This window comes from Flavitalea sp. (assembly GCF_035489435.1).
Taxonomy (GTDB): Bacteria; Bacteroidota; Bacteroidia; order Chitinophagales; family Chitinophagaceae; genus DATHKG01.
Window position 1 is genome coordinate 23,172 of sequence record NZ_DATHKG010000055.1, and the last position, 16,379, is coordinate 39,550.

Consider the following 16,379-nt stretch of genomic DNA (forward strand, 5'->3'; position numbering starts at 1 on the left):
AAAGATCCTGAAGTAAATTGATTCATTAGAACATGATTAAGATATTTTGCATACTGCTGCTTTTTTGCAGCGGCCTCCAGGGGCAGGTTGATACTTTTTCCAATCCATTGCTTCCTGCTGGCGCTGATCCCTGGAGCATTTATCAGGATGGCTATTACTATTATACACATACAGTCGGAAACCGGCTGGTGATCTGGAAGACAAAAAATCTTGCTGATCTTAAAGTTGCGCCAAGTAAAACAATCTGGACACCACCCGCAGGCACTATGTATTCCAGGCAGATCTGGGCGCCCGAGATACATTTCATCAATAAAAAATGGTACGTGTATTTTGCAGCTGATGATGGCAAAAATGAGAATCATCGTATGTATGTTCTGGAAAACGCCTCAAAGGATCCGATGGAAGGTGAATGGATTTTTAAGGGAAAGGTTTCTGATCCTTCCGATAAATGGGCGATAGATGGTTCTGTATTTGAGTATAAAAATCAGATGTATATGATCTGGTCAGGTTGGGAAAGCGATAAGAATGGGGAGCAGGATATCTATATAGCAAAATTGAAAAATCCATGGACTATTGAAGGCAAAAGATCCAGGATAGGTAGCCCTATCTATGACTGGGAGCAACATGGGGATCTCAATGATGCAAACAATCCGCGACACGTGAATGTGAACGAGGGACCGCAGATGCTGCAAAATAAAGATAAAGTTTTTATCATCTTTTCAGCCAGTGGGTGCTGGACTGAATACTATTCCCTGGGAATGCTGGAGTTAAAGGGAAAGAACCTGTTGGACTCGGCTTCCTGGATGAAACGCAAAGAACCATTGTTTGTGGCTTCGGAAAAAAACGGGGTCTTTGCCCCCGGGCATAATTCTTTTTTCAAATCACCCAATAATAAGGAAAACTGGATCTTATATCATGCTAATTCGGCACCCGGCCAGGGTTGTGGTGGATTTCGGTCGCCCAGAGCACAGAAATTTTCATTTAAGGAAGATGGAACCCCTTATTTCGGGGAACCCGTAAAAACCGGCCTGGTCATGCCTGCTCCGGGACAATAGACGAATGCCACGGTAATAGCGCCTGGTAACTTAACTTCGGGGATTAAAGGCAGTTTATGAAATGGTTGGAGCCGAAACCAGGTAGGTTACCACCGCAGCAAAAAGACACCAGGCAAATTGGTTTCTTCATTGCAGGGATAGCTTTTGCTATTTTGTGGCCCTCTGCAGCTACAGCATCAAAAATTGCCCTTGACTATGCACAGCCATTTGTGATAGCTGTTTACCGGTTTTTCATCGGCGGCTCCATCATGATTTTAATTTCGCATATCATTTTGCGAAACCGCCTCCCGACCAGGAAAGAGTGGAGACAACTGGCTGTTTACGGGCTGCTAAACATCACGCTTTATCTTGGGCTGTTTATCGTAGCTATGCAATATATATCTCCCGGTCTCGGTTCATTGTCCATTGCTACCAACCCCGTACTGATCACACTGATTAATACTTTTATACTCAGGAAGCCGGTAAAACGAAAAGTGGTTTACAGCCTGCTTCTCTGTGGCATCGGAGTTCTCCTGGCAGCCTGGCCCCTCTTCATTACTTCTCATGCCACACCCGGCGGCCTGGGGATGCTGATGGGCAGCATGCTATTGTATTCTCTCGGGGTAATATATTTTTCAGAACACAAATGGAACGATTTACATATACTGACTATAAATGGCTGGCAAACAATAATCGGTGGAACTTTTCTTTTGCCCGCAATGGCTTTCACCTGGAACCCGGCCAGGAACCAAATCACCTGGCCTTTTGCCGCAGCTATTTTATGGCTGGCCATACCCGTTTCCATATTTGCGATACAACTCTGGCTCTTCCTTCTCAAGGAAAATCCGGTTAAGGCGTCTTTCTGGCTGTTTCTATGTCCGATCTCCGGGTTTGTTATTGCAAAAATTATGGTAGATGAACCAATCACTGTCTATACAATTTCAGGCATGATGCTAGTGATCATCGGCCTGTACCTGGTTCAAAAACCGAAGTCCAGGATTGTTGCCAATGACTGATATATTTTAAATTCGCGGGGGTTTGAGCGGGGGAATATTGTAATTTCCCCCTTTAACAAATAATTGACGGTAAAAGCGCCGAAATGAGTGGAACTTCCCACGTAAATGTGACTGAATAACTATGAAACTATATGGTTTGCTCAAGGCTGGAATAGCGATGCTGGTTTTAATTTCTTCAACCAGTCTTCATGGCCAGCGATTCGATTCCCTGCTAACAAAACTTGATAGTGAGTACCCCCAGGAAAAACTGCATTTGCAGTTTGACAAAGCTTCTTACAATCCCGGCGAAACAATATGGTTCAAAGCCTACGTTTTTTCAAACAATGTTTTATCAAATATCAGCCGGAATTTGTATGCTGAACTGCTGGATGAACAGGGTAAGGTTTTGCAACGTAAAGTGACTCCCGTAATCAGCTCAGGCGCAGCTGCAGCATTCGATTTGCCAACCGACCTCAACGCCGGGGTCTTATATGTAAGAGCATATACAAGATGGATGCTCAATTTTGATTCCTCCTTCCTTTTCGTTAAAGCAATTCCAATCTTAAATACTAAAGCTTCTGCAAAACAAACGCCGGCCCAGGTGAAAAATTATCTAAATTTTTTCCCGGAAGGTGGCGACCTGGTGCAAGGTTTAGAATCACGCGTTGCTTTCAAAGCTACCGATGATGCGGGTATACCCTATAATGTGAAAGGAGAGATTGTAAATAGTAAAGGAACCAAAGTAAATTCTTTTAACAGCGTGCATGACGGGATGGGTGTCTTCCCGTTAACTCCCGAGGCTGGTGAACAATATAAAGCTGTCTGGAAAGACCAGGCAGGAAAGGTGCAGCAGACAAATCTGCCGGTTGTAAAAAAATCCGGAATTGTATTGGAAACAAAAAAATTGCCCAACGGGATAACCTTCGCAGTAAGAAGAACTGACGAAGCAGCCCGTGATATTTCGGCTGTTTATATAGTTGCCCAGATGCAGCAGCAGTTGTTATACCGTGCAAAGGCTAGTCTACAGAAAAACCCGATTGTCAGCGGGCTTATTCCTTTACAAAATATTCCGGCCGGGATTGTGCAGGTTACCGTTTTCACTGAAGATGAAAAACCGCTGGCCGAACGTATCGTATTTGTAAACACCCCCGACTATTATTTCATTACTGACCTTAATGTTCCATTGAAAGGTATTAATAGGAGGAGCCGCAATGTAATCCAGATTGATGTTCCGGATACTATTGCATGCAACCTGTCGCTCTCCGTCACGGATGCCGGCACAAATCCGGCAGAGCCCGGTGAAAATGATATTTTCTCCCAGGTTTTGCTTACCAGCGATATTAAAGGTTATGTACATAACCCGATGTACTATTTTTCAAGTGATGTAGATTCTGTGCTTCAACATCTTGACCTGGTAATGATGACAAACGGCTGGAGAAGGTTTCGCTGGGAAGATGTGCTTGCCAATAAGTTTCCGAACCTGGTTCATAAGCCGGAGGACTATTTGTCTATTGAAGGAAAAGTAAATGGTCTGTCCAAATCAGAATTAACGCAGAAGGAACTAACGGGCATCCTTACACTGGATAATGGTACTCAGCAGCTGCTGAGTATACCTGTTGCGAACGATGGCCGGTTCGCTGTGCCCGGACTTTTCTTCTATGATACTGCTAAAATGTACTACCAGTTCAATAACGACAAAAACAAAGTGTTATCAAGTAAGGCCCTGGTAGACATAAAAAATAATTTTTTACCAAAAGCAAATGCGTTTAAGCCTTTGCCTGATATGGCTGCCCGCTCTATTAAGTACGACACCGCGGTATTAGGCAAAAACAAGTTCATGGCTCAAAAAAATATCGCCCAGATTGAGGAAGACCGCAAAGTTCAGACATTGGCCAGCGTAGAAGTTATCGCGAAGCAAAAAACAAAAAAAGAGAAAATGGATGAAGAGTATACGGGTGGTCTCTTCAGGGGAGGGGATGGATATACTTTTATTACTGAGGATGATCCCTTTGCAAATAGTGCCCAATCCGTTTTACAATATCTGCAGGGTAAAGTAGCGGGTTTGCAGATTACCGGGTCAGGGCAACAAATGAGTATGTCCTGGCGCGGTGGAACACCATCTTTATATCTGAATGAGATGGCAGGTGATCTTTCACTGGTTCAAAACACACCGATGACTGATGTAGCCATGATCAAAGTTTTCAGGCCACCTTTTATGGGTGGATTTGGTGGCGGTTCCGGCGGTGCGATTGCAGTTTATACAAAAAAAGGAAAGGCGGCCAATGACAATATCAAGGGACTTGATTTTGCAAAGATTCCCGGTTATACTCCACCTAAGCAATTTTTCTCGCCAGACTATTCGAAGCTTGATGCAGCAAACAGTGCAGGAGATTTCAGAACCACTTTATATTGGAATCCATTTGTGATGACAGATGCAAATAATCGACGTATCCTTTTCACTTTTTATAATAATGATATTTCCAAAAAACTAAGAATAGTGATCGAGGGAGTAAATATGGAAGGCAAATTGACCCGGATTGAAAAGATAATTGAATAGTGGCTTTTGCACGGATTGAAAAGATAGTTGAATAGCGGCCTAATTAAAATTTATGATAGCGGGTAAATTATTGAGTAGGCGATAAATGGTGGATTATATATTAATTAATCAGTGTGTTTTTTTAACAGATTTTAACTGATGACTATAACTAGTCGTTAACAAACTTTCCTTAGCTGTAACGTTCCAATAGGTATAAAAGCACAGCACCATGAAAAAATTATACCTATTGCTAATCCTTTCCGGGGCGATACTTGCCGGATGTTCGAAAAGAGTTCATTACGAGGACGATATAGATCCTGACTACTGGATGCGGACACATGAAAAAGGTATCGTAGCCTATGTGGATTATTTTAGTGGGAACTACATTGTCGATACAAATAACGGTTACGCAGTTATAGAGGCCTGGAGCAATGTAACTCCCAGGGAGTATGATCGCGAATATGGTAACTTTTCAAACCGTGGTGTTCAAACAATTTATAACCGGGATGGAGGTTATTTCACCGAGGGCCGCGTTATTGATTCCTGGTTAACCTGGTCTGAAGCTATGTACCTGCTGGATGATATCAGTGAATAATGATCTAAGTGGAAGAAAAAGGATGCTCTAAGCATAATGATGCTCTAAACATTAAGATGTTCAAAATATAATGATATTCAAAATATAAGGATGTTCAAAACATAAAGATCTTCAAAACAAAAAATCCTCTTAAAAAAAACATAAGATCTTGTCTTAGAGAAGGCTGTCCACTGCGACGGCCTTTTTCCGTTTCTGTGATTATCGACAGTTGGGAATGATGTGTAAAGCGGTTTTACGACCGCATATTAAGTATTATGACCGTATATTAAAATATTCAGGCTGCTGTTTTTCTCTGTGTGATTAATGAATGTATCGTTAGTTTTACAATCTTTGCTGCAGCACTGAAACCATTTCGCGTAAGCAGTAATGCTTAAATAAAGTTTATGACAATTTACATTGAGATCAAACTGACTGATTCTTTAAAACATGCTATCCGTGAAACTGCCGATACATATACATGCATTTTTGAGGATGAGTTGAACAGTGAAGAAGACAAACATAAAGCTGTTCGTAATGCTGATATTGTGTTTGGAAACGTAAAACCAGCCGGTTGGTTAGATGAAGCTCCTTCCCTGAAATGGATACAGTTTGCCTCAGCTGGTTTTGATCTGTATCGTAAACTAAAAACCGGCGCCATAGTTACGAATATGCGTGACTATTTTTCGGGGCCATGTGCCGAAACTATGCTTGCAGGAATACTGGCTTTGTATCGCGGAATTGATGAGTTCGCCATACTAAAACAGGAAAAAAAGTGGGTGGGTCACAAAATTAGAACAAATTTATATTTACTGAGTAAGCGCCAGGTTATCATTCTTGGTGCGGGAAATATTGGTCAGCGAATAGGCAAACTTCTGAGTGGTTTTGATTGCCAGGTGGCTTTTTATGCCCGTAGTACAAATACCGCTATCATTAATACGCCGGATGAATTGTTGCAGGCAATACCCGGTGCAGACATTATCATTGGGGCATTACCGGGCACTGCTGAAACAGCGGGTTTGTTTACAAATGAAATGTTAGCCGCAATGAGGCCGAATGCAATATTCTGTAACGTTGGCCGGGGCAATCTTGTGGCGGACGAGTCACATCTTGTTGACGCCCTTATGAACAGGCGGATTGCAGGAGCGGTACTTGACGTTACTGCGCAGGAACCATTGCCTGTTAATCATCCTCTCTGGGATTGTCCGCAGACCATACTTACACAACATTCGGGCGGAGGAAATCTTACTGAGCTCGAAGGCATAGTTGCTATGTTTATCACCAATTTTAAAAACTTCGAAAGCGATAGACAATTGATGAATACCGTACAGTTGGAACGGGGATATTAACTAAAAGTCTGTACTGAGTCCTTGATTGCCTGTTCAAGCTCTGAAAAATCTTCTGGTTTGGTGATAAATCTTTTTGCGCCGGCTATTTTAGACATTTCAATATCCAGCGGATCTGAAGAATCGGAAAGAATAACTACCGGGATTTTCTTGAAAGCGGGATCCAGCTTTAACTGGTTCATAAACTGGAATCCATGCATGCCAGACATTTTAAGATCCAGAAAAATAAGATCAGGCTTCACTTCATCTGATTTTAAACGTTCAAGAGCCTCTGTTGCACTGATCGCAGTTTCGCAGGCAATCAGTACTTCAAGATTTGCCAGCGCTGTAAGAAAAATTTCCTGGTCGTCCAGATCATCCTCAATAAGCAGGATGTGTTTCATGAAACTATCCATAACATGGCAGAATATCGCTTTTTTTTGTGAAGATAGCGGTTGATTGTGTCTGTAAGTGTTATTCCGGATGATAGTTCATTTTTATTTCTCGACAAAAAAAATTAGATTGCCATTATTTATAAATTGATGAATTATGTCGGAATCTTTTGCACCTTCTTCTCCCAGTAAAGTCACTACGGTGCATATTCTTGACAATGGACAAATCATTGGTTCTCTCCAGGAATTTCAGCAGGTTGAGGATCGATTCGCCTGGGTTTCAAGGGCTGATATGATTGGACGTTTGCTGACCCTAAGACGGATAACTGATCCTGAAAAGAAGTCAATTATTGCTATATATGAAGAAGGGCATGTTATCCGGGAATTTGTAAACCTCGATGAACATTTCCCCGTAGCAGCAGTCCTCAATCCACCTGAAAAAAATTACGAGGAAAAGAATTATGAATTATGAAACAAATAATTCCCCATTCATCAACTCACTCACCACTCACAACTCAATACCGCCATTACCGGAAAATGATCTGACGGCGTTTTGGAAAAATAAGTATCGGTTAAGACTCCAAATTTTTTTACTCCGAATTCCTTTGTTACAAAAATGTGATCGATCATTTTGTTTTCAGGGCTTTCTTTGCCCCAGCTGTTGAATGAAGGATTATTTATATAGGGGTGGTCCGTCAGCTTGTACGCATCTTCCAATATCGATGATTCCGCCAGTGTTTTATAAGATTGCGTCTGATGATCACTGTTAAAGTCGCCCGTGACAATACAAGGTGCCCCTGCTGCTATTTCCCTGATTTTATCCAATAGCAGTTTGCTGCTGGCATTTCGTGCTTCAATGCCGTAGTGATCGAAATGTGCATTGAATACAAAAAATGATTTATTGCTCCCTTTAAGTTGAAGACGCACCCAGGAGCAAAGTCGGTTATGCCTGGCATCCCAACCAAAGCCGGGCTTTTCAGGATCCTGCGAGAGCCAGAAATTTCCGCCCTCAAGCAGGCCGAACTTTTCTTTATGGAAAAAGATCGCGCAGTGTTCTCCTGACTCTTTGCCATCATCCCTGCCAATTCCAAAACGGTCATAATAGGGTAGTGCTGTACTTAGTTCGTCGAGTGGCAATTTCAGACCTTCCTGGGTAGCGAGAATATCAAATTCGTGAAAGCGGATCAGGTTGATAACAACCGGCGACCGGTCGATCCATAAGTTCCCAATGTCTTTATTGTTTGCATAACGTAAATTGTAGGTAGCGATCCGGAACAGATGATTCATAGAAGCGTCGAAATTAGGAAAATTACACTGCGCCGGCCCACTTATTGATAAGATTTCGCAATACTATTAAATTCTTTTATGAAGGAGTTTCCCCTGACTGTCCGACGATCAGTTGAATTGATTGGATTATTTGTGCTCGGAATGATAATTGTCGCGGGAAATGGAGTTATCACTCCATTGCTACTCGCTTTTTTCCTGAGTGTTGTATTTCTCCCATTGCATCGGCGACTCATGAATAAAAAGATACCTGAGATCTTGTCTATCTCTATCTGTATCCTGATCCTTTTTATTTTATTGGGACTGATTGTCTGGTTTTTTTCAGCACAGATCGGAAAGCTGATACAAGACTTCCCACAGCTTGAAAAAAATGTAATGCATCATCTGAATGAACTCAGTACATGGGTAAACACAAAAACCGATTTTTCCACCGAACGTCAGCTAACGATATTAAGGGATCAAAGCAGTAAAATCATTAATAATGCCGGATCTATGCTTGGCGGAGCAGCAACTTCGCTTACTTCTGTTTTTGTGTTACTGGGATTGGTGCCGATCTACATTTTTCTGATCATGTTTTATAAAAATTTATTACTTCGCTTTATATTTCTCTGGTTTCCGTCATCCAGTCATGAAAACCTCAAAGATGCGATGGAAGAAACCCAGGTAATTGTCAAAAGCTACCTGATAGGACTCCTTATACAAATCACTTATATCACGATTCTGCTGGGTGGAATCCTTATGCTCTTTGGCAACAAACATGCGCTTTTGATCGGTGTTATTTTCGCAATTCTGAACCTGATACCATATGTTGGTGCGCTTGTCGGGAATATCATCGGCGTACTATTGACTATCACTTCTTCCGATGAACTTGGTCCGGTCTGGACAGTACTTATCGTAATAGCTGCTGTGCAATTCCTGGATAATAATATCCTGATGCCGAAAATTGTCGGTAGCAAGGTAAGAATCAATGCCCTTGCGAGCATTGTCGGAGTTATCGTTGGAGGCGCACTTGCAGGTGTTTCCGGTATGTTTCTTTCACTTCCGGTTATCGCAGTTTTAAAAATAATATTTGACCGGGCCGAAGCATTTAAACAATGGGGTGTATTATTTGGGGATGAAAGACCTGCTCGCAATCCAATGAGTTTCCCTGTTTTCAGAAAAAAAATGGTTAAGTCTCCAAAAACACCCGACGCAGACCAACAAAATCCACCGGAGGCATCAGGAACTATAAGAGAGATATGAGTTATGAGTTATGAAAGAAGATATGAGATCTTTTAAGCTTTCATTTCATAACTTGTTTCATAATTCATAACTCATAATTCATAATTCTCTTATGCTTGCTTCTTGTTTAAAGATTTCGTTTCGTTTGTCCATTAACGTGGGTATCGTTTTCCTGGGCTTATCTTTTTGTTGTTTTGGACAAAATGCGTCCGATCCGGATTACAAGAAGGAAATGAACTCGTTGTATATGGCGATTAAATCAAATTATTTTGATTCTGCTTCAGGTTATTACAGAGAATTTCCCAAAAACCAGGAACAGAAAAATAAGGCCTCCTACCTCTGGCCACTCTGTGCTATTTTCCAGGCGGAAAATGAAATGGAATACGCGCAAAAGAAAGGCGGACTGATCCCTGGAACCCTGGCTATCATTACCAGGTATTACGACAAAAAGCCACCGGCCCCAGGCTACGCTTCCTATCCCCCGGAACTTGGCGGAGGAGATCGTTTTTATGATGACAATCAATGGATAGGTATTACGCTGCTTGATGCTTATGAACGACTTAAAAACAAGAACTACCTTTCAAAAGGGGCGGAAATCTACAGGTTCATGATGACGGCTTATGACACAACCAGTGGTGGCGGGTTGTATTGGGAAGAAGGGAAACCTACAAAAAACACCTGTTCGAATGGTCCTGGGATTATACTTGCACTTCAACTGTATAAAGCCACTAAAGAAAAATCCTATCTCGACACTGCTTTGCTGTTATATAATTGGGTGAACAAAAACCTCTACGACGGTTCAGGGTTGTATTATGATAATATCAATATCAAAACAGGAAAGATAAATCAGAAACGATACTCGTATAATACTGGAACAATGCTACAGTCAAATCTCTATCTGTTCGAATTGACAGGCGAAAAAAAATACCTGTCCCGTGCAATTGAGATTGCAGATGCGGCAAATGTTTATTTTTATGGAAGTGGAAAATTCAGGGATAATTTATGGTTTAACGCGGTGATGCTGAGGGCATTTGTCCATTTGAAAAAACATCATCCCGACAATAAATATCTCGAAGCATTCAAAATTTGCACAAATCAGACAATCCAATATAATAAAAATGAAAATGGCCTGATTGGGGTCGCAAAATTGAGTGATATAGTATCACAGGGTGGGATGCTTGAAATTCTTGCAAGATTTTTTGAACTTAAATCCTAAGTTCCGTTGAGGTTACGTATATTTATTTGAGTAATTAATAACCCTAATCGTTCAACATCAATAGTCCTGTGTTCAAACCATTGATTGTTTTTGCCAACAAGATAATCAAGCCGGCTCAAGAATTTGAACCGGCCTTTTTTTGATAGAGGTGTAACTCAGGCACCGATAGTAAGCAAATATTCATTTACCTGAAATGTGTCTTATGAGCATTGAACGCAACAGGCCGGCAGGTCCAAACAAGCAATCAGTTAATTATCCCGGTACCGTTACTTATCCCGGTCTTGATAAACATAATCCTATCATCAGGCATAAATATACTGCTGATCCGGTAGCGCTGGTTCAGGAGGACAAGGTCTATCTATACACCGGGCACGACGAAACTCCTCCTGGTTCAGAAAACTATCTCATGAAAGACTGGTTATGTTTTTCATCTGATGATATGGTGAACTGGACGGAACACCCTGTGCCGTTAAAAGCGCTTGATTTTACCTGGGCAAAAGGCGATGCTTATGCTTCCGAAGTGATATACCGCAACAATCAATTCTACTGGTATGTTGCGGTAACACACGCTGAAATCAAAGGCAAAGCGATAGGGGTGGCAATTTCAGACAAACCTCAAGGGCCATTCCGGGATGCGATAGGTGCTGCCCTGATCACCAATGATATGACTACTGCAACGAATATGGAAAAAGATGATATTGACCCTACTGTTCTAATCGATGATGATGGCCAGGCGTATTTGTTCTGGGGCAATACCGTCTGCTACTATGCTAAGTTAAAAAACAACATGCTTGAGCTCGACGGAGAAATCAGAACCGTTCCCTTGCCCGCTTTCAGTGAAGGGGCATTTATTTATAAGCGTAACGGCTGGTATTATTTGTTATATGGATACGAAATGCCCGAAAAAGTAGCCTATGCAATGAGCAGGGATATCAATGGTCCCTGGGAATTCAAAGGGATAATTAATGATGAGGTATATAATTGTGAAACAAATTTACCAGCTATTGTTGACTTTCGCGGTCGTTCCTATTTTCTATATCACAATGGTGCATTAGAAAACGGCGGCAGCCATCGCCGTTCTGTTTGTATTGATTACCTAAACTTCAATCCGGACAACACCATTCAAAAAATCATTATGACTTGAAGGGTCATTTCAAGAGAATTATGAATTATGAATTAGGAGTTATGAAAGAAAATACAAGGCCGGCCTTATTCTAGCTCACGACTAACTCATCACTGAACAACTCTTAACTAACTCATCACTCATAACTCATAACTCATAACTTTCTTGAGGGGTGTAAGAGTCACCGGACCACCAAGCCCCGACGGTACCGGTTTCCAGCCCGAAGCATCAAACAATCCTTCTTTCGAATTTTCTTTTTTTCGTGCCGGCATATTGGTGTTATAAAATATTTTCCACGGCAGGTGATTGCGATCCATATAAATGATCCTGTTTGCCATCAGGTTCGAAACTGTTATCTCCAGGTTGTTTTGCGGCAGAAGATCTTTTTTATCGATAACAATTTTGAAACCGGGTCCTATGAGTCCGCCAAAATTTTTACCGTTGAGCATTATGTTCGCAGTCTCTTTAACCTCACCAAGATCCAGGAGCCATGAAGCTGCAGTATCTGAAGGCCTTGTAAATATCACTCTGTATTTAGCTGTCCCCGAGAAGTTGCCCAGGGAAGTGTCTTTGCCCGCGGTCCAAAACATGGCACGTTTTGAATTTAATGTTGAGGGGAGTGATGGACCGCCATCTATAAATTGAGTGATCCAATCACCCATGATCTCGGTCGAAGGTCCGGTTGATTCATAAAAATTAAATAGGCCTGTCTTTTTCTGCGTTGCGAAAATCTGAACAATTATCGTTTCACCGGGATCAAGTTGAAGAAAATACTGATTGGTTCCTGTCTCGTTTTTTTTCTGCGCCAGTAACCCTGTAGACCCGGTCACCGGATCAAATACAGCGGCCGATCCCTCTTTACCGGTAGCTGAAAATTCAAGCCAGTCCCTGAATTTTTTTCCGGAAGTATTGCTCAGCATATAAACCGTACCGGCTGCATTTAATTTCCTGATAAAGGAGATTCCATTTGTATGAAGGTTTTCTTTGCGAACCTGCCCCGCTCTCAGAAGACTGCCGATATCATTGCCCATCAAAAAATAACCTTTGCCAATCTCCGCTTTTTGTACGGTGCCATCGTTTGTAAAAGGGAGACTTGCGCGGAGACTATCGAATAATTTTTGGTCGCGGTTATGATTAGCATATCCAGGTACTTTTGATGGCAGGTTTTTATATACCAGTATTTTAGCGCCTTCCTGGCAAAGTTTAATTAATCTTTGAAGTTCGCCCGGTTCAAGGTATGTGTTACCGGGTAAAAGTATTGCCTGGTATTTGTTGCCCCCGGTGATTATTCCATTTTTAAATTGGAAGTTGGCAGACTGCCTTGTTGAGTAGAAGTCGAAACTATAGTCGTTTTCAAGCATCCAGGCTGATAATCGCTTGAAGTCGGTTTCTTCGAAATTTTTTTCCATCCCATCGAAGTGCTGCAACATCGGGCCACCTGTTTTTGAATATTGGTCGGCAATCGGATAGTAAACAAGCAGGTCATTATCCGGTTTTGCATTTTGAAGAAATGACTGGATCCGGGTGATATAGTTATTTAATACATTAAACTCCTTCCACATTGGGTTAACAGGCTGGAAATGCACGGCCGCATAAAAAAGCCAGCCGGGCCAGGGGACAGATTGAGGTGAATACGCCGTGCCATGAAAAAAGATATGATTCACACCACCAAGGAAAAATAAATCAACCGCTTGTTTTACATCTGCCCAATTGGAAAGAAAATGTTCATTAAGCCAGGTTGCGGCTTCGGCAGAAACCAGTTTTTTACCTGTAACATTACCTGCAGAACTTGCAAACTTAAAACGAAGTATATCATTGCCTTCTGTCTCAGGTATATCTACCACTGCATACAGATCAAGCGTGTTAGCAGGTGAGCCGTGCGACTGGTTACGTACCAGGGCTCCTTTGTCAGTAGCCCACCGTTTCCAGTTCATGGTGAAATGTTCAAGCAACAATTCATCAATGACTGAGCGATAGTCATAAATGACCTGTGCGTTTTTTGTAGCTGAATCCAAGCTGAAAAGTCCCGGTAAATGGTTCAAAAGTTTATACCCTTTTCGTTTTTTGAATTCATCAAGAAACCGGGGTGTCCAGTTTGCCTGTCCCTTAGCATCATCTACTTCATATGAATCATTAAAGAAACTCCGGAGATATTTAAGATCATAATTCCTGAATGCACTGTCAAAATGTTTAAGGTACTCACGGGTAGCCACAGCCGAAAAATGATCTATAGCGTAACCTTCACCTCCTGGAGCTGCACGTTCAACAAGTTTGCCATGCAATCCTTCAAACAATGCAATGAGTGTCCATTTATCTGAAGGCGCTGTCCAGTCAAGCGTTCCCGATTTGCTGACCTTGCCCGTCAGATCGATGATAGATTTGTCCGGACCAAAAGCCATCAGTTTCAAAAGCGGTAAATTTTCTTCATAGTGCAACTGGTCAAGACTGAGTTGTTGCTGATTTTTATTGGCAATCAACGGAGACTTTAGTGTGCCGGGTTGAATTACTTTATTGTTTGCTGTTCGGATAAATCCTGGTCTGTTAAATTGAATCTTAGTGTTGAGTTTTTTTCCTTTTGACAGCGTATAAGTATTTTGGTATAAGCTTTTACTGGCGTTATCTTCTGTAACCCAGGGGCCGCCAAAAGGCCATCCCGTGCCATTTGCGAGATCAACACCCATACCCAGCCTGCGCGATTGCTCCAGGGTATATTTCAACATTTCCATCCAGTCTTTTGACAGGTAGTTAATGAAGCTCGAATCCTGACCCATGATCCCATAGATCGGAGTGATCTCCACACCTCCAAGCCCGGCTTTTTTATAAAGCTCAAGGTTATAGAGTAAATCTTTTTTATTTACAGCCGAACCCTGCCACCACCAGCGGATCCATGGTTTCATTGTATTATTCACTTCAGGCCATGGTAATTGTGCTGTTGGATGGAGAGGAAAATATAAAATAACAAGAAGAAGAAACCATTTAAGCATAACGGGCAATTTGTCTTAGTGCAAGAGATATCTTAGTGTAGTAGATATCATGGAAGATTAGTGTAGTAGATATCATGGAAGATGAAAAACTTCATCTAGTGAAAGCGCAACCGGTGATCCATCCGTGTTGGTTTCCATGATGTCTTTCATATACTGCCACCATCTTTGCATCACAGGCGATTGTGACAGCTGTTCAAATGCAACAGGATTATCAGTATTGAGAAACCCGAATAACGATAATGTCGATTGATCAAGGAAAATAGAATACCCGGAAATCCCTGAATCTTTCAGAAGTTCAACGAGTTCGGGCCAGATCTCGTCATGCCTTTTTTTATAAGTGGCTTCCTGGCCGGGATTCAATTTCATTTTGAAAGCAAGTCGTTTCATACGAATAATAAGTTTTGACAGACAGTGATAAACATAAAGATTTTTTTCCAGCCAACCGGACCTGATCTTTCCCCGATAGTCAAAGTTGGGATAAATGCCGGGATTCACATTTTTTGCGGTTCGTAATTTGCAGCATTAAAACAACATACATCAAAATAAGTACGGCTAAATTTCAGTAAATTGATGATGACTAACCGGTGTCAGTGTTATCTTTAAAATCATGCAACCTATGTCAGAGGAATATGAGGAACATAATAAGCCGGATCTCACCGAAGATGAGAAAGACTTGTTCAGCACATTAATGCCTGAGGACCTCCAGGAAATTTTAGATACCGGACTTCACCGAAGACACTTTCTTAAACTGATGGCGCTGACGGGTTCTACCGTGATGGCTGCTCATTTGTTGGGAATTGAACAGGTATCGGCCAGATCATTCACACAAACAGTCGAAGGGGCAGATCCATTGTCACTTGAAAATGCGATCAGGGTCAACTTCAGGATAAATGGACTGGCAAAATCGCTGATGGTTGATCCCCGTATGACATTGCTTGATACAATCCGGGAACGACTGCAATTAACGGGGTCAAAAAAAGGTTGCGATCATGGTCAGTGCGGAGCTTGTACAGTACTGGTTAACGGTCGGCGGGTGTTATCATGTCTCACACTTGCGGCAAGTTGTGAATCGCGTACTGTTGTTACAATTGAAGGATTGGCAAAGGGAAATACCTTACATCCGGTTCAGGCAGCATTTATCAAACATGATGGTTTCCAATGCGGCTTTTGTACGCCGGGACAAATTTGTTCTGCAGTTGCATTGCTTGATGAAGCAAAACAGGGCGATGCCAGTTATGTAACTTCAGATCTTACAAAAAAAACCGGCAACCTTCAATTATCCGACGATGAAATCAGGGAACGGATGTCGGGAAATATCTGCCGTTGCGGTGCTTATCCAAACATCGTTGCTGCAATCCGGGAAGTACATACGGGTAAAAAATCCAACGGAGAGAACTGGCAGTTTGCCGGTTGATAATCATTAAATATTCACGAGGTTATGAGACTATTTAAATATTCGAGGTCAACAGATGCAAATGAAGCCGTTAAACTTATCGGTGGTAAACAAAATGCCAGATTTCTGGCCGGCGGCACCAATATCCTCGATCTTATGAAAGAAGATGTTGAGCGCCCGGCCGAATTAATCGATATATCATCTATAAAATTTAACCAGGTTAAAAACATAACGACAGGAGAGCGTAAAGGTGGAATAACTATCGGCGGTTCCGCGAAAAACAGTGACACGGCAAATCACCCATT

The 16,379-nt window shown here is 41.9% G+C and carries 15 protein-coding genes; 11 read left to right on the forward strand and 4 right to left on the reverse strand.

Annotation, left to right across the window (positions count from 1 at the left end):
* Nucleotides 1–32 precede the first annotated feature (32 nt).
* The 5 genes from VK664_RS08565 to VK664_RS08585 all read left to right on the forward strand — a co-directional run bounded on the left by VK664_RS08565 (nucleotide 33) and on the right by VK664_RS08585 (nucleotide 6,485).
* Complete coding sequence (locus VK664_RS08565) at nucleotides 33–1,055, forward strand: glycoside hydrolase family 43 protein (RefSeq protein ID WP_461398226.1); 1,023 nt, start codon at nucleotides 33–35, stop codon at nucleotides 1,053–1,055.
* 56 nt (nucleotides 1,056–1,111) lie between these two features.
* Nucleotides 1,112–2,050, forward strand: a complete 939-nt coding sequence (locus VK664_RS08570; protein WP_461398227.1) for a DMT family transporter — start codon at nucleotides 1,112–1,114, stop codon at nucleotides 2,048–2,050.
* Nucleotides 2,051–2,171: 121 nt separating this feature from the next.
* Nucleotides 2,172–4,586, forward strand: coding sequence for a hypothetical protein (locus tag VK664_RS08575; RefSeq protein ID WP_461398228.1), 2,415 nt, complete (start codon nucleotides 2,172–2,174; stop codon nucleotides 4,584–4,586).
* 208 nt (nucleotides 4,587–4,794) lie between these two features.
* Nucleotides 4,795–5,160, forward strand: coding sequence for a hypothetical protein (locus tag VK664_RS08580; protein ID WP_461398229.1), 366 nt, complete (start codon nucleotides 4,795–4,797; stop codon nucleotides 5,158–5,160).
* A gap of 383 nt (nucleotides 5,161–5,543) precedes the next feature.
* Nucleotides 5,544–6,485 (forward strand): D-2-hydroxyacid dehydrogenase, encoded by a 942-nt coding sequence (locus VK664_RS08585; protein ID WP_461398230.1) that lies wholly within the window; start codon nucleotides 5,544–5,546, stop codon nucleotides 6,483–6,485.
* On the opposite strand, the gene VK664_RS08590 is transcribed toward VK664_RS08585, so the two are convergent.
* Nucleotides 6,482–6,877 carry a response regulator gene (locus tag VK664_RS08590; RefSeq protein ID WP_461398231.1) on the reverse strand — a complete coding sequence of 132 codons (396 nt, stop codon included), beginning with the start codon at nucleotides 6,875–6,877 and terminating at the stop codon, nucleotides 6,482–6,484. The two genes, VK664_RS08585 and VK664_RS08590, sit on opposite strands and share 4 nt — an antisense overlap.
* Nucleotides 6,878–7,010: 133 nt before the next feature.
* Between VK664_RS08590 and VK664_RS08595 the strand changes: the two genes are divergently transcribed.
* Nucleotides 7,011–7,325: a hypothetical protein gene (locus tag VK664_RS08595; RefSeq protein ID WP_461398232.1), complete on the forward strand. Its 315-nt coding sequence runs from the start codon at nucleotides 7,011–7,013 to the stop codon at nucleotides 7,323–7,325.
* Between the two features lie 29 nt (nucleotides 7,326–7,354).
* Here the strand turns inward: VK664_RS08595 and VK664_RS08600 are convergent, their stop codons facing one another.
* Nucleotides 7,355–8,140 carry an endonuclease/exonuclease/phosphatase family protein gene (locus tag VK664_RS08600; protein ID WP_461398233.1) on the reverse strand — a complete coding sequence of 262 codons (786 nt, stop codon included), beginning with the start codon at nucleotides 8,138–8,140 and terminating at the stop codon, nucleotides 7,355–7,357.
* A 78-nt stretch (nucleotides 8,141–8,218) separates the two neighbouring features.
* Here VK664_RS08600 and VK664_RS08605 point away from each other — a divergent pair, with 78 nt between their 5' ends.
* From VK664_RS08605 to VK664_RS08615, 3 genes are all read left to right on the forward strand, one after another.
* A complete protein-coding gene (locus VK664_RS08605; RefSeq protein WP_461398234.1) occupies nucleotides 8,219–9,379 on the forward strand; it encodes an AI-2E family transporter in 1,161 nt (386 codons plus the stop codon).
* A gap of 91 nt (nucleotides 9,380–9,470) precedes the next feature.
* Nucleotides 9,471–10,574, forward strand: a complete 1,104-nt coding sequence (locus tag VK664_RS08610; RefSeq protein ID WP_461398235.1) for a glycoside hydrolase family 76 protein — start codon at nucleotides 9,471–9,473, stop codon at nucleotides 10,572–10,574.
* A gap of 202 nt (nucleotides 10,575–10,776) precedes the next feature.
* The gene (locus VK664_RS08615) at nucleotides 10,777–11,718 is read left to right on the forward strand and encodes a glycoside hydrolase family 43 protein (protein WP_461398236.1); all 942 of its coding nucleotides are present in this window, start codon (nucleotides 10,777–10,779) and stop codon (nucleotides 11,716–11,718) included.
* Nucleotides 11,719–11,837: 119 nt separating this feature from the next.
* On the opposite strand, the gene VK664_RS08620 is transcribed toward VK664_RS08615, so the two are convergent.
* Both VK664_RS08620 and rhaM read right to left on the reverse strand, forming a co-directional pair.
* Nucleotides 11,838–14,681, reverse strand: coding sequence for a glycosyl hydrolase (locus VK664_RS08620; RefSeq protein WP_461398237.1), 2,844 nt, complete (start codon nucleotides 14,679–14,681; stop codon nucleotides 11,838–11,840).
* A gap of 72 nt (nucleotides 14,682–14,753) precedes the next feature.
* Nucleotides 14,754–15,068 (reverse strand): L-rhamnose mutarotase, encoded by a 315-nt coding sequence (gene rhaM / locus VK664_RS08625; protein WP_461398238.1) that lies wholly within the window; start codon nucleotides 15,066–15,068, stop codon nucleotides 14,754–14,756.
* A 229-nt stretch (nucleotides 15,069–15,297) separates the two neighbouring features.
* On the opposite strand from rhaM, the gene VK664_RS08630 reads away from it, so the two are divergent.
* Nucleotides 15,298–16,095 carry a 2Fe-2S iron-sulfur cluster-binding protein gene (locus VK664_RS08630; protein WP_461398239.1) on the forward strand — a complete coding sequence of 266 codons (798 nt, stop codon included), beginning with the start codon at nucleotides 15,298–15,300 and terminating at the stop codon, nucleotides 16,093–16,095.
* A 24-nt stretch (nucleotides 16,096–16,119) separates the two neighbouring features.
* The coding region (locus tag VK664_RS08635) for an FAD binding domain-containing protein (protein WP_461398240.1) at nucleotides 16,120–16,379 on the forward strand (260 nt) is incomplete at its 3' end.

Coding starts and splice junctions, on each gene's coding strand:
- VK664_RS08565 (WP_461398226.1), top strand. CDS start 33: ATGATTAAGATATTTTGCATACTGCTGCTTTTTTGCAGCGGCCTCCAG.
- VK664_RS08570 (WP_461398227.1), top strand. CDS start 1,112: ATGAAATGGTTGGAGCCGAAACCAGGTAGGTTACCACCGCAGCAAAAA.
- VK664_RS08575 (WP_461398228.1), top strand. CDS start 2,172: ATGAAACTATATGGTTTGCTCAAGGCTGGAATAGCGATGCTGGTTTTA.
- VK664_RS08580 (WP_461398229.1), top strand. CDS start 4,795: ATGAAAAAATTATACCTATTGCTAATCCTTTCCGGGGCGATACTTGCC.
- VK664_RS08585 (WP_461398230.1), top strand. CDS start 5,544: ATGACAATTTACATTGAGATCAAACTGACTGATTCTTTAAAACATGCT.
- VK664_RS08590 (WP_461398231.1), bottom strand. CDS start 6,877: ATGGATAGTTTCATGAAACACATCCTGCTTATTGAGGATGATCTGGAC.
- VK664_RS08595 (WP_461398232.1), top strand. CDS start 7,011: ATGTCGGAATCTTTTGCACCTTCTTCTCCCAGTAAAGTCACTACGGTG.
- VK664_RS08600 (WP_461398233.1), bottom strand. CDS start 8,140: ATGAATCATCTGTTCCGGATCGCTACCTACAATTTACGTTATGCAAAC.
- VK664_RS08605 (WP_461398234.1), top strand. CDS start 8,219: ATGAAGGAGTTTCCCCTGACTGTCCGACGATCAGTTGAATTGATTGGA.
- VK664_RS08610 (WP_461398235.1), top strand. CDS start 9,471: ATGCTTGCTTCTTGTTTAAAGATTTCGTTTCGTTTGTCCATTAACGTG.
- VK664_RS08615 (WP_461398236.1), top strand. CDS start 10,777: ATGAGCATTGAACGCAACAGGCCGGCAGGTCCAAACAAGCAATCAGTT.
- VK664_RS08620 (WP_461398237.1), bottom strand. CDS start 14,681: ATGCTTAAATGGTTTCTTCTTCTTGTTATTTTATATTTTCCTCTCCAT.
- rhaM (WP_461398238.1), bottom strand. CDS start 15,068: ATGAAACGACTTGCTTTCAAAATGAAATTGAATCCCGGCCAGGAAGCC.
- VK664_RS08630 (WP_461398239.1), top strand. CDS start 15,298: ATGTCAGAGGAATATGAGGAACATAATAAGCCGGATCTCACCGAAGAT.